Source organism: Neobacillus sp. BP17 (assembly GCF_059579525.1).
Map to the genome: position 1 here is coordinate 1,978,415 of NZ_CM184198.1, position 14,741 is coordinate 1,993,155.

Consider the following 14,741-nt stretch of genomic DNA (forward strand, 5'->3'; position numbering starts at 1 on the left):
GGACAGATCCAATGAAACCAAAAACAGTCTCCAGTCAGATGGCTATTACATGGGGGAGAGGGTTGAAAATATCTAAACGCTCTAAACCACTTGGAAGCAGGATTGCTGATATATGTATCTGGGTTACTCTTTTATTAGTGACAGCCCTATGTGTATTACCTTTACTTAACATGGTATCTATCTCTTTTAGCGACCGAGTTGCGGCCCAAGCAAATGAAGTGGGGTTACTGCCTGTCAATTTTAATGTCGGTGCTTATAAAGTGCTCTTAGGTGATACACAGTTTTGGAGATCGTTTATGATATCGGTAGAAAGAGTGGTCCTAGGGACGGCCCTTAATATGTTGTTAACAATTTTGATGGCTTATCCATTGTCAAAAAGTAAGCAGCAATTTAGATCACGTAATATTTATATGAATTTATTAATTTTTGCAATGCTTTTTTCCGGTGGGATGATCCCAACGTTCTTAGTTGTAAAGAGCTTAGGATTGCTTGATACCATTTGGTCGCTTGTATTGCCAGGTGCAGTACCAATCTTTAACATTATCCTACTTATGAACTTTTTTAAGAGTATTCCAAGTTCATTGGAAGAAGCGGCAATTATGGATGGGGCGACAAAATTAAAAGTCTTATTCAAAGTTTATTTACCTATTTCACTGCCAGCGTTGGCCACTATTTCACTTTTTGCAATTGTAGGTCATTGGAATGACTACTTTAGTGGTTTGCTTTATATTAACAAAGCGGCTAATTATCCATTGCAAACATATATTCAACAACTAAACATCGACGTAACAAAAATTACAGATGTGTCTCAATTAAAAGCTGTAGCTGAAATTTCAAATCAAACATTAAATGCCGCGAAGATTGTGGTTTCTACAATTCCTGTACTATTAATCTATCCGTTTTTACAGAAATATTTTACAAGCGGATTAGTAATCGGTTCTGTTAAGGAATAGCCTTTTTTAAGGGGACATGCAAATGAACTTATTTCAACACAGTAACCATTTGATGAATTCGCTCTATACGATTCTAAAACTGACGGGGATTTGGTGGCTCTTAAATGTCCCATATATATTAATAGGAGCGTATCTCTGGGGGGCACCTGATGTAGCTACCGTTCATATGATGGGCATCACAGGCCTAATCCTTTTTCCATTTGTGGCAATCCCAGCGACTGTGACAACCTTGGCACTGGCAAGAAAATATATAAAAGGTTACGATGAGCTTCCGTTTTTTAAGTTTTTCTGGAAGTATTACACAAGGGAATACGTAAAAAGTATGATCTTTGGGATTATTAATACCGCAGTATTAACTGTATTTTACTTATCCATAAGGTATTATGCAGGGCTTTCTCCTATATTGGCGACCTTCTTTTATGCTCTGGCCATTGTGACCCCATTTTTCTTCCTGTACGTTTATAGTTTTCTTGTCGACCAGGAATTACCTTTGAAGGCATACTTAAGCAATAGCATGATGTTATTGCTCAAATATCCTTTCAATGGGCTTCTTATGATTTTTGAGATATTCGCAGCTGCTTATATCATGTGGATGGTCTTTCCACCTTTATTACTCTTTATTTTGCCTGGGTTGGTCGCTCTTCTATCGACTTATTTTTATGAGAAAAGTATGAGAGCTGAATTGAAAAAGAGGCAAACTAGTCAAGAATTATTTACCAATTAATGATAGATAACTATTTTAGTTAAATCGCGGTTGAACCATATTGATTGAAGCGGTAACATGGAATACAGATGAATGGAAGAAAAGAAGGGATCATATGAACAAGAAGCCACTAATTAAAAAGTTTTCTACGAAGGTTATCCTTGCTATTTGTATTGGGATATTGATTCCTACTTCGTTCATAAGTGTATTCTATTTTATCTCTTCCTCTAACATTGTGAAAGAAAATGTCAGGGAATCTTCTCTTCAGACAGCTACCCAGGCGGCTGAATCCCTATCATTCGCTTTGTCGGTAGGAAGTGATATGTCGGATCTTCTGTATAGTAACAAGCGGCTTCAGGAAATGGTCAAAATGGACCGGGAACCCCAACTTTCTCGGATTGATAAAGAACAGAATTATGATGAAATAAAAACTTTTTTAAATTCACAAATTTTTTCAAGCTCCTTTGTTCGAATTCTCTATATATTAAAAGAAGAGGGAACGAGCTGGGGGAGCGGAACTTTTTCACCTGTTAAATTGAGCAAATATCATCTCGTAGATTTCGATTGGATTCAGGAATCCAAGAAGAAAGATGGGGGCCTCGTTTGGCGGGGGCTCCAATATGATTTATTTAGCGGGGCTGGTGAGAATACGGAGCTTGTTCTGCCAGTCACTAGGGTTATGAAAGACTTTACTAACATGGGGAATATCGCTTATATACAGGTGAATCTGGACGGTAAATCAATCCTGAATAAAATAGAACAATTAAAGCTTGGAAAAACAGGCCATTTTTTTGTTGTTAACGACAAGGGTCAAATCATGATTGATTCCAATATGGATAAAATCAACAAGACTGTTGAAAATCCTGGTTTGTTCAAGCATATTCAAAATAAAAATACTGATGAATTTGAATTTAAGAACAATGATGAACTATTTTATGGAGTGAAACAACCATTGTCGAATGGCTGGTCATTGGTGGGGATTGTGCCTATTAAGGAAATTACGGGTGAGTTGACAAAGCTCCAGCAAATTACCATATTAATTTCGATCTTATTTACTCTATTTGCTGTTGTTTTTGGTTTAATTGCAACCAATAAGGTCACAAAACCGATAAAAAAACTGACGGAGCAAATGAGGCAGGTCGGAAAAGGGAATTTTAAAGTTCGCTCCGAAGTTAATTCAAATGATGAGATTGGGTTGATGAGTGACCAATTTAACCAGATGACGAAACAAGTTGATCAATTACTGGAGCAAGTAAAAGAGGAGCAAAGTCTTAAGACAGAAGCTGAACTAAGGGCAATTAAACATCGGATCAATCCACATTTTCTATTTAATACCCTTACTACCATCCGATGGCTTGTACAATTTAAGCAAACAGATAAAGCAAATACCGCTTTATCTGCATTAAGTCGTTTGCTTGAAGCGAGCATGGGGAAAAATGGTAACTTTGTCACGCTCCATCAAGAGTTAGAAATTATTGAACGATTCCTTGTTATTCTACAAATCCGCTATGATCAGACTTTTGATTTACAGCTGAATATCGAAGCAGGAACCGAAGTATTTGTTATTCCTAGGATGCTTATTCAACCTATTGTAGAAAATGCAGCCTTCCATGGCCTGGTTCCTACTGGGAAATCTGGAAACATATCGATTAAAGCAAGTACCTTAAACAATGGTGTAAAAATTGAAGTACATGATAATGGAATCGGAATTCAAAAAGATAGATTAGACCAAATCAGGCGAAAAGGGGAAACCAAAAATTCATTTTTAGGTATCGGGTTGAATCATGTGTACGATTCGGTTCGGCTTTATTTTTCACCAGTATCAACTGTAACGATTAAAAGTGGAGAACATGGGACTTTGGTTACTTTAGAATTATTCCCTAAAGATGGGGGTGGAAAGCATGTATAACGTCATGGTAGTAGATGATGAACCAGTAATACGATATGGTTTAAAGGCCTCTGTTGATTGGACAAGGGAGGGCCTTCATTATGTAGGAGATTACCCAAACGGAGAGGAAGCCCTTAAAGCAGTAGAGGGCATAACCCTTGATTTATTAATTACAGATATTAAAATGCCTGTTATGGATGGCCTTATATTAATGAAGGAAATGCTCCAACTTTTTCCCCGGTTAAAAGTGATTCTCGTTAGCAGTTATACCGACTTTGATTACGTTCGGGAAGGCTTACAGTTAGGTGCTGTAGATTATGTATTAAAACCTACCTTAGAACCAGAGGATTTCACCAAGCTAATTCAGAAGTGTGTGGATATGATCAAAATGGATCGGATGGTCGAAGAAAAACTGGCACTTGTGAATCAAACCACTTTTATAAGGGAACGAAAAAGTCTAGAGCAGGCTATTAAAAAAGTTATTCTTGAGGACGCTTCTTCTGAGGAACTCCATCAGAAAGTGAGCTGGCTAAAGGAACCATTCCTTTTGTCAACCATGACACTTAATCATAATGATATGTTAGAAGAACAGTATGGTTTTTTATATAAAACAATGATTTTAGAAGATGTTCAGAATTATTTTTATAACAATATGGATGAGGGAATTTGTTTTCCAGTAAATGAGAATCAAATGTTTTTTCTATTAAACACAAAAGTAGATCCGTATGTGGTTATCGGAAAATTAAAAGAGGAACTCGAACAGGAAACAAACTCTAGCTTTACGGTTGGCTTCGAAATGATTCAAGATCTATTATCTGTAAAAAAGGGTTTTGAAAGAAGTCGATTAGCTTCTGAACAAAGGTTTTTTCATTCAAATGAATCTATATTCCGCTATGAATCATTTAAAGCGGGAAAATTGACTTCACTGGATATTGAGTGGCTACATCCAATTCTATTGCCTTATGACAAACAAAGACTAATGGACTTTTTAACGAACCGATTTCAAGAATGGGAGTCGAAAATGGCTCTTCCAATGGAAATAAAAAATGATGCCTGTGAGATTTTCGGCCATCTGTTCATGAAACAGTTGGATTTTGATACATTAATGGAAAAATATGAGCAGATAAAGAAGATAGAAACGTTAGATGAAATCAAGAGTACACTGCTGCTGCAGATAGAAGAATATGTCGAGTTGGGCCAGCAAAAGCGTCATCATCCGCATGCTGACAATGCTATCATGCAAAAAGCTCTTGATTTTATTCATGGTCATTATACAGGAGAACTGACATTGCAGTTGGTCTCCAGTCATGTCCATATCAGCCGCAATTATTTTAGTGTCTTGTTTAAACAGTTAATCGGTGAAAATTTTATCGATTATGTGATGAATCTACGGATACAGAAGGCAAAAGAACTATTAGAAAATACCTCATTAAAGGTGTATGAAGTGGCAGAACAATCCGGGTTTAACGATGTAAAGTATTTTAGCAAGCTATTTAAGAAGTTAATAGGATCAACACCAATTGATTTCCGTTCAAAAAATCAGAGTCCATTTTAAGTTTGAAACTTCGACATATCTGATACGGAAGGAGGATGCTGGTTTTGAATTGGAGGCTTTTAGGAATCGTATTAGCAGGATTGTTGTTTATCTCAGGCTGTAATAACCAATCGATTATGTATGGAAGCCATTCTCTTTCAAAAGCGGACAAAAAGAAGGAAGAAATTATTGTATGGCATACTTATAGTGAAGAGGAAACAAAAGTATTTGAAAACGAGGTCATTCCTCTATTTGAAAAACAGCATCCCGATATTGATGTCAAGCCTGTCCGTCAGCCATATGGTGAACAATTAAAGTGGACACTTCTAGCAAGAGCATCAGCCAAGAGACCTCCTGATATCGTCCGTATGGATATTTCATGGGTTCCATTTTTTGCAAAGATGGGACAAATCTATTCTGTCAGTGATTTCAATGATTTTACTCAGGTAAAGGAAGGTTTTCTTGAGGCACCATTAAAATCAAACCTTCTTAACGGAAAATATTACGGCCTCCCCCTTAATACTAATACGAAGGTGGCCATTTTCAATCGCCAGCTCCTTAAAAATGTTGGATATACTAGTCCTCCTGGTAATATGGATGAATTACTGGATTTGATTCTCAAGAACAACTACCGTATAGGTCTGACTGGATATACGGCTTGGGAAAGTCTGCCTTACTTTTATGGGTTTGGCGGGAAAATACTAAGTCCCGATTTAAAAAAGGCAGAAGGATATTTAAACAGTCCCAAAAGTATTCAAGCCGCAGAGAAATTACGCATCCTCTTTAACGCATCAGGGAATTCGGATACTTGGGAGGGCGTCATCGATGGAAAGTATTTAATGATTGATGAAGGTCCTTGGTTTTATAGTATTCAATCTCCTCAAAAGCTTGAAGAAATTATGAAAAATACTATCTCAGTTCCGTTTCCTGTTACAAACGGAAAAGGGTCTATTCTTGGTGGAGAGAATCTTGTCATCATGAAAGGAGCCACGAATCCGAAAGCTAGTTGGACATTTGTCAAATGGATGGCCACTTCGGAGCCACAAAAGCTTTTAATGAAAACAGGCCTTATGCCCACTGCAAAAGGGGTGAATATAAAAGAATCGATTAAAGAGGCTGGTTACATAGATAGTTATATTGCAGGTTTAGAGAATTCCTTTTCATTACCACCCTTGGCTAATTGGGCCGAGATTGAAGAAATTTATATAAAATATATTAGGATGATCATCCTTGACCAAATTGGCGCTAAAGAGGGAATGTCTCTTGCAGCCAAGGAAATAGATAACCAACTTCTGAAAGAGAAAGGAAGATAAAGATGGAAAAGCAATGGTGGAAAAATAGTGTCGTTTATCAAATTTATCCGCGAAGCTTCATGGATAGCAATGGAGACGGAATCGGAGATCTCCGTGGAATTATTTCTAAACTAGATTATCTAAAAGAATTAGGTGTGGATGTCATTTGGCTGTCACCAGTTTATCAGTCCCCAAATGATGACAATGGGTATGATATCAGTGATTATCAAAAAATCATGAATGAGTTTGGTACGATGGAAGATATGGACGAGCTATTGAAACAGCTACACGAACGTGATATGAAACTGATGATGGATCTGGTTGTGAACCATTCATCGGATGAGCATCACTGGTTTGTCGAGTCGCGTAAATCAAAGGATAACCCATATCGTGACTATTATATCTGGAGGCCGGGCAAGGACGAGACAGAACCGAATAATTGGACCTCTTTCTTTAGCGGCTCAGCATGGCAATATGATGAAGCAACGGAAGAATATTATCTACACCTGTTCAGCAAAAAGCAGCCTGATTTGAATTGGGAAAACCCTACGCTTAGAAAAGAAATTTATGACATGATGAAGTGGTGGCTGGATAAGGGGATTGATGGATTCCGAATGGATGTGATTAACCTGATTTCAAAAGTGGATGGACTTCCGAGTGCTCCTGGGGGAAAACCATACGACTGGGGCGGAGATTTCTTTATGAATGGTCCGCGTGTCCATGAGTATTTGCAAGAAATGAATCAGGAAGTTCTTTCAAAATATAACATTATAACCGTTGGTGAATGCCCTGGGGCCACTACCACAGATGCCATAAAGTATGCAAACAATGAAGGAACAGAGTTGAACATGATTTTTACCTTTGAGCATATGGATTTGGATTCAGGTCCTGGAGGTAAATGGAATGTAAAGCCTTGGAAGTTATCTGACCTAAAAGAAGTTATGTCCAAATGGCAGAATGATTTGGAAGGTAAAGGATGGAACAGTCTTTATCTAAATAACCATGATCAACCAAGAATGGTTTCCCGCTTCGGAAATGATAAGGAATACAGGGTTGAATCTGCCAAAATGCTCGGGACCTTTCTTCATATGATGAAAGGGACTCCGTATATCTACCAAGGGGAAGAGCTTGGTATGACCAATGTCTGCTTTGAACAAATAGAAGATTACAACGATATTGAAATCCACAATATGTATATGGAGAAAGTGGTGGAAGGCGGGGAAGATCACAATCAAATCATGGAGGCCATTTATATAAAGGGCCGTGATAATGCCAGAACACCGATGCAGTGGGATAACAGTGAAAATGCTGGGTTTACGATAGGGAAACCATGGTTAAAGGTGAATCCTAATTACAAGGAAATCAATGCAGCTCAAGCAGTTGCCGATCAAGATTCGATTTTTCATTACTATCAAAAGTTGATTAAACTTCGTAAGGAATATGAGGTGATTGTCTATGGTAGATACGATTTAATCTTGGAAGCTGATGAAAAGATTTACGCGTATACGCGGACACTAGGAAATGAGAAATTAGTGGTTTTGTGTAATTTCTCTGGTGAAGATGCACCAATTGAATTTCCAGATGATATTAAATTTATTAAGCCTGAACTGTTAATTGGCAACTATGAGGTTAATGAAGAAGTACCTGTTACCTCATTTAGCCTGAAGCCATATGAAGCACGAGTTTATTTAATAAAATAATCCTTATTTGTTAACCCTGTCTGATTGGCAGGGTTTTTTCGTGGAGTTCTTTTGGTGTTTTTTATTTCTCACCTATTAATATAAAACACTATCGAAATCAAGTTTACTTCTAAAGAACAAAATAAAAGACACCAAAAAAGTATTGTTAACGGTTACAAGTTACCTTTGTCTATAAGAAAATGAACCTATCATCTCATTTCGAAAGGAGTCTTTTGTTCACAATATCTCAAGAATTTAAGGAGGAAGCCATGAAAAAATCCAAAAAGAAACGAATATTACCAATTGCTAGTTTAGTTGCATTAAACTTGACTCTAACTTCTCTGCCGTTGATACCAATGACAAAAGCTCACGCCACAAGTCCCAATATTTATGAGGCTGCTAAAAAGCAGCTGCCAAGTGAACCAATTCAAGCCTTTTTAGTAGATAAAGCCCGTTATAATCCGGGGGAAAAAGTGACAATGTCACTACTTTTCGATTCATCTAAGGAATGGAAAGGTACACTTAACTTGGACGTCTATCATTTAAATGAGAAGGTAGCGGAAGGAAAGAAGAATATTCAGGTCAAGAGGGATGTAAAGGGATTAGAAATCGTCTGGACTCCACCTGCTGATGACTTCCGCGGTTATATGGTAAAAGCCTCAATCGAGGGGTCCAATCAAACGCTAACCGCTGCAATTGATGTCTCCAGTGATTGGACTCACTATCCACGTTACGGGTATACGACGGAGTTTCCTAAAGAGACAGCCGTTGAAAGCGATAAAAAGATGAAGCAGCTTACACAGGAATATTATTTAAATGGATTCCAATTTTATGATTGGATGTGGCGCCATGACGTATCGGTTTATTCCAAAACGGGCAGTAATGGGAAACCGATTTTGGATAAAGACGGAAATTTTATTACTGAAGAAATCGGTTCAAATACAGTTTACAAAGATTTATTAGGCCGAATGCTGTTTCCGCTTACCATAAAGCAACAGGTTCAAGCTGCGGAAAAATATAATGCAGCCGCCATGGCTTATCAAATGAACTACGCGGCAAGGGAAAATTATCAGGATTTCGGTGTAAAAAAAGAATGGGGACTGTATCGGAAGAATGCCCAGTTTCCCAATCCTTCTCAACAGGATCAGGAAGGTTTTATCTTTGACTGGGCAAATACAGGACTTTACCTTCAGGATCCAGGTAATCCATCTTGGCAAACTTATATTAACAAACAGTTTGCTAGAAGTGTAAACGATTTCGGCTTTGATGGAATGCATCTTGATCAATGGGGCGCAAATGATAATGATTACTTATATGACTACAATGGTGAGGAACGTTATTTTTCCAAGGACTATGATTCACTAATCAATTCGGTTAAAGATTCACTTGTGAAAAATAATAGTAAGAAGGATTTTGTTACCTTTAACATGGTTGGAGGTAATGAAGGCTACAAGGATGTCCCTAAGCCAACGACTAACACGGATTTTGATTACAGTGAAATTTGGCAGGACAAGGACAACTATCGTGATCTAGTTAAAGTAGTAGAAGATACTCGTAAGACAAACGGCGGAAAAGCTGTGGTTATTGCAGGATATATGAATTATAAGCAGGCAACCGGAATTCACTATGAGGCTGCAGATGTGAAAGGTATTCCGAAAGCAGAGCGATTTTCCTCTAGTATTCAAAAAGTCCCGGGCTGGGTAGGGGACTTCGGAAGACAAGACGAGGATCAAATTATTTGGACAGTGGATGTTCCGGAATCAGGAACCTACAATGTGGATCTCAAATATGGACATGATAATGAGGCTAGCCCAGAAGGGAAGTTATCTGTTAATAACCAACTTGTAGAGAATGCCATTACTTTTAATGAAAAAACAGGTTGGGGAAATCCAGTTGCCAATAAGAATTTATCTCTGCATTTAGAAAAAGGAACCAATAAAATTAAGCTTCAACTTAACACCAACAATCTGTGGCTAAACGTAGATAGTATGGTGGTTAAAAACGATTCGTTTGAAAAAGAATATGAAGCTGAAGATGCAGAATTAATCAGTTGTAAAGTTGATAAAATTGGACATGTGGAAAATTTTGAGATAGACGGAGATTATATCGAGTTTACGGTAAAGTCGGCCCAGGCTGGAACTTATCCAATTCAATTTGGCTATAGTGTAGGAACAACGGCGGTCAATCGTAATCTGTATGTGAATAATGAGCTCATATCTAATTCTATTAAATTAGAACCAACTGGAAGCTGGGAGATATTTAATGATTCCGAAGCTATTCAAGTGCCTTTAAAAGCAGGAGAAAATAAAGTGGTATTAAAGGTAGAAAAGGTAAATGATACAGGCGCTAAAGTAGATTATCTTAAGATAGGGGATTCTCGCTATCAAGCGGAAAAATCAACTGTTGGCTGGGACCCTACTCAGAAGCCAATAATAGAAACAGCAAGTAATCAAATTAGTAACTTTAAACAGCAGGGAGATTATCTGTCTTTCAAAGTGGATTCAGATGAGTCTAAAGAGTTACCAATCTCCATTACATATAAAAATGCTGGAGCGGAAACAGAACGCAGTCTTCTAGTAAATGGAAAAAAAGCAGGAATCGTTCACTTTAATCAGACAAACGCTGGCTGGAACAAGGTTCATGTACCATTCTATCTTTATAAAGGAACAAATGAGATTCAACTGAAGATGGAAGATCAAACCACTGAAAAAGGTATTGAAGTGGATCAGTTGGAAGTAAACCATCAAGTAATTGAAGCAGAAAAAACCGATCTAGGCTGGAGTCCTGTTGAGGCTAGAACGAGCAGCATTTCTGTATCTCCTGGAAAAACCGATAATTTTGGTCAGGCAGGTCAACGGGCCATCTTTACCGTTAATAACGAAAAAGAAACAGATACTCTCCGGTTTAAATATCGTACCGGTAATAATCCAAGGGTAAATATTTATGTCGATGGAAAATTAATACCAGCAAATAACTCATATGTGGACGGGAAAACGGTTTCTGAGAATATTTTTGCCAGTACACCAGGTGGCTGGGACGGTGCAATGGTGGAAAAGTCTATTAAAGCAACTGTACCTGCCGGCCAGCATGAGGTGTTATTTGAATTGGCTTCAAATGGAGAGTATATCAATTTAGATAGTTTGCTGGTTGGAGATGAGGAATATCAAGTCGAAGAGGCAGCTTTTGCTCCGGAAGGTAATGGAATTACGACATCAGAAGGCTATATATACGACTTTAACGAGGATGGGGACTTCCTGACTTTTGATGTAAATACAGCAAATGCAGGGAAGTATGATTTGACATGGAGGTATAACAATGACTCTTCGTCAAAAAGAAAGGCGAATCGTTCTGTTTATGTAAATAACGAGAAAATAGATGATGTTAATTTTGCTTACAGTAATAATTGGAAAGATCAAACTATGACAGGAATTCCTTTAAAAGAAGGAAAAAATAAGATTACCATAAAAGTCGAGAATCTAGATGATGATGGGGTGAAGCTAGATTATTTACAAATCGGAAGTAAAAAGTATCATGCCGAATCAACTAATTCTCTGCCTACAATGCAAATCTATAAAGATACGTTATTAAATTTCGGACATGCAGGGGATGAAGTTACTTTTGACGTAGATTTAAAGGAAAAAGGAGAAACTAGTTTTATATTTACTTATTCTAATGCAGGAGCCGACACAGTAAGAACAATCTATGTGGATGGAAAACCAGTGTTAGATGACAAAGGGAATCCGTATACGGTCGCATTTAATACTACAAAAAATATAGATACCTATAGTGAAGACGGATATGTGGTATTACCAGGTTTAGATTCAGGTAAACATACGATCACGTTGAAACAGGATGATAATCAAAAGGGTTCTATTAATTTACGTCGTATGACCGTTGGACTATTTGATGAACCATCGGTACGTTTAATGGATGCGGGACTCGCGGCAATGGGCGCGACACATATTGAAATGGGTACAGCTGAGAAATACGATGAAGGACCTAATATGTTGGCACATGAATATTATCCGAATCGCAGTAAAAAAATGAGTCAATCTCTTAAAGAATCTATGAAGGATTATTATAAGTTTTTTGCTGCCTACGAAAATCTGCTTTTTGATAGTAAAGGGACGGATCGGATGATAAAGGCCGAAGAGAAAGGCCAGCCACTAAAAGTCAGCAGAGATGGAGAGAAAAATACTATTTGGTCAATTGTTAGGGAAAACAAGAATAATGGTTTTGAGGACTATGACGTAGTTCATCTCATTAATCTATTAAATAATGATTCCAACTGGAGAAATGCAGCATCAAAACCAATTAAGCATCAAGAATTAACAGTACGATACCCAATAGGAATGAGCCAACAAGAACTGCCTGACTTAAAGGTTTATTCAGCTAGTCCGGATGCCGACCAGGGACAATTAAAAGAACTTCAGTATAAATGGGAGAAGGAAGAGTTAGTCATTACCCTTCCAAGCTTGGAATACTGGGAAATGATTGTCATCGACCGCGACGGAATTGAAAATAAAAAAACAGAGAAAATAAAATAGTATGATATTTATAGAGTGAGATTATCTGTAATGTATAAATCTCACTCTATTCTTCTATTTTTATAAAGCCAAGTCCCTTTTTTAGGTAGAAAATGTAATGATAGTTTTAAAGATCATATAAATAAAAAGGGAAAAAGAGTGATAGTTATGGAAGAAAAATGGCTTGTTGGTGTGGATATAGGTGGGACCACCATTAAAACATTTGTTAACTTGCATGGTGAGATTATAAAAAGTTCGGAAATAGAAACGGACAAAAGGGAAAGGGGTCAGCATATTCCCACAACTATCTCAAAATCGATTGATCAAAAGTTAAACGAATTATATGAAAAAAAAATAAGTTAATAGGTATCGGAATAGGAGCACCTGGTCCCGTTAATAAAGAAGACGGTTCCATTGAAGTGGCGGTAAATTTAGGGTGGGAGAAATTTCCTTTACGGGAAATTCTTGAAATGGAAACATCCTTACCAGTTATTGTTGAAAATGATGCTAATATTGCAGCAATAGGAGGAATGTGGAAAGGTGCAGGCAAAGGAGCTGTGAACTTAATCTGTGTCACCTTAGGAACAGGCGTAGGAGGCGGGATTATCGTCAACGGTGAGATTGTACATGGTACCAATGGAGCTGGCGGAGAAATTGATCATATTACCTCTGTTCCCAGAGATGGTTTACCTTGTAATTGTGGAAAAACGGGGTGTTTAGAAACCGTTGCATCTGCAACAGGAATTGTCCGATTAGCTCAAAAACGACTAGCTTTTGATGATTGTACTAGTAAATTAAGGGGAATTCATGAGGAAAATCAAGCAATAACAGCCAAGCAAGTTTTTGATGCTGCAAACGAAGGGGATGAATTTGCGAAGCAAATAATCCAACAAGTTGCATATCACTTGGGATTGGCTTTGGCCAATTTAGCTAATGGCTTAAATCCTGAAAAAATTTTCATCGGAGGCGGAGTGTCAAAAGCAGGTAACGCACTTTTGAGTAATTTGAGAGAGGAGTTTTTTTCCTTTACTTTTCCAAGAGTAGCCCAAGGTGTAGAGATTGTTCCTGCAACACTAGGAAATAATGCAGGCGTAATTGGAGGAGCTTGGCTGGTAAAAAAACACTTGACTAAATTAATAAAAAACGTGTTGATCTAAAATATATGGAGGGTGGTTTTGTTGAAATCAAATGAAGAAACCCTTGAAGACCTAAAAAAAGAATTACTTCGGATTGGTTCAACCAAGCAAAGGGATTATGATTTATTCAAGAGGAAGGGCCAAGTATTAAGTACAACTATTTGTCGAAGATTAAAATTAAGTTGGCCTATGGCTGTCAAGAAAACAGGGTTAATATCTTTTAGAGATAATAGTTCTAGTGGTCCTTTCATTTGAACTATTGTGTTCTATTAAATTAAATGTTGTTTGTAGTAAAAACACAGGATGGAATATTAGTAAAAAACCATATGTCCCAGGGGATTAGGGCGGTATCATGTTAGAAAGCTGCCTTAGTAGGGCACATAGGGTTTAAAATAGGGGGAAGCCTCGTGAGAGGTTTCCCTACTTTTTTATTGTGAATTTTAGGATGCTTTCTACGCAATTATTCCTTATATTTTTAAAAGATGTCCTTTATCGCTATTTAATACTAATAAAGAACACCTTATCCTTTTATAAGAAAAAAGAATGATAGAGATGCGTAATATAAGACACCTTTTTTGTGATGAAACGGTTTCTTATAAAGGGATTTAAAATCATAATTGTCTTAAAAGTGGATTAGAGAAAGGGGATTAAATATGGAACATTATTTATGTGAAATGTCAAAGAGATCCCTCAAGTCAACTTATAAATAAAGATTAATAGAAACTGTCGGTAACAATAAATAATTAGAAAGAATACAAGACTCGTCCTTGACAAGGTTGAGATCATTTACGATACCAAAGATTAATGGTCAATTTAGTAATGGATTAAAAGTAAAAATTAAAAAATAAATAAAATAATCTGCAGACCACTTAAAAAGGATCTGCAGATGTTGTCGGTAACTTAGGGCGGGTTCCGAATAGAAATAAGTTTGTAACATTTTGGTAACGAACTAAAAATAACTTCCGATAATAATTAGTAACCAAATTTATAACAGTGCCTAAAAAAGCCTTTAAGAATAAGGATTACCAAT

At 37.2% G+C, this 14,741-nt stretch carries 8 protein-coding genes and 1 pseudogene; all 9 read left to right on the forward strand.

Annotated features, from left to right (window positions below; translation table 11 throughout):
* The first annotated feature begins 38 nt into the window (after window positions 1-38).
* The 9 genes and pseudogenes from AC4QJR_RS09560 to AC4QJR_RS09600 all read left to right on the forward strand — a co-directional run bounded on the left by AC4QJR_RS09560 (window position 39) and on the right by AC4QJR_RS09600 (window position 13,966).
* Window positions 39-953: a carbohydrate ABC transporter permease gene (locus tag AC4QJR_RS09560; RefSeq protein WP_098572274.1), complete on the forward strand. Its 915-nt coding sequence runs from the start codon at window positions 39-41 to the stop codon at window positions 951-953.
* A 22-nt stretch (window positions 954-975) separates the two neighbouring features.
* Complete coding sequence (locus AC4QJR_RS09565; RefSeq protein WP_180230011.1) at window positions 976-1,677, forward strand: YesL family protein; 702 nt, start codon at window positions 976-978, stop codon at window positions 1,675-1,677.
* Window positions 1,678-1,771: 94 nt separating this feature from the next.
* Window positions 1,772-3,565 carry a cache domain-containing sensor histidine kinase gene (locus AC4QJR_RS09570; protein WP_496525982.1) on the forward strand — a complete coding sequence of 598 codons (1,794 nt, stop codon included), beginning with the start codon at window positions 1,772-1,774 and terminating at the stop codon, window positions 3,563-3,565.
* Window positions 3,558-5,099: a response regulator transcription factor gene (locus AC4QJR_RS09575; RefSeq protein WP_180230012.1), complete on the forward strand. Its 1,542-nt coding sequence runs from the start codon at window positions 3,558-3,560 to the stop codon at window positions 5,097-5,099. Before AC4QJR_RS09570 ends, AC4QJR_RS09575 begins: the two co-directional genes overlap by 8 nt.
* A 44-nt stretch (window positions 5,100-5,143) precedes the next feature.
* On the forward strand, window positions 5,144-6,391 hold the full coding sequence (locus tag AC4QJR_RS09580; protein ID WP_180230013.1) for an extracellular solute-binding protein: 1,248 nt from the start codon (window positions 5,144-5,146) through the stop codon (window positions 6,389-6,391).
* 2 nt (window positions 6,392-6,393) lie between these two features.
* On the forward strand, window positions 6,394-8,070 hold the full coding sequence (locus tag AC4QJR_RS09585) for a glycoside hydrolase family 13 protein (protein ID WP_496525983.1): 1,677 nt from the start codon (window positions 6,394-6,396) through the stop codon (window positions 8,068-8,070).
* Window positions 8,071-8,318: 248 nt separating this feature from the next.
* Window positions 8,319-12,596, forward strand: a complete 4,278-nt coding sequence (locus AC4QJR_RS09590) for a glycoside hydrolase family 66 protein (RefSeq protein WP_496525984.1) — start codon at window positions 8,319-8,321, stop codon at window positions 12,594-12,596.
* Window positions 12,597-12,743: 147 nt separating this feature from the next.
* Window positions 12,744-13,732: pseudogene (locus tag AC4QJR_RS09595) on the forward strand (ROK family glucokinase).
* A gap of 21 nt (window positions 13,733-13,753) precedes the next feature.
* Window positions 13,754-13,966 carry a hypothetical protein gene (locus AC4QJR_RS09600; RefSeq protein WP_496525985.1) on the forward strand — a complete coding sequence of 71 codons (213 nt, stop codon included), beginning with the start codon at window positions 13,754-13,756 and terminating at the stop codon, window positions 13,964-13,966.
* Window positions 13,967-14,741: the final 775 nt, after the last annotated feature.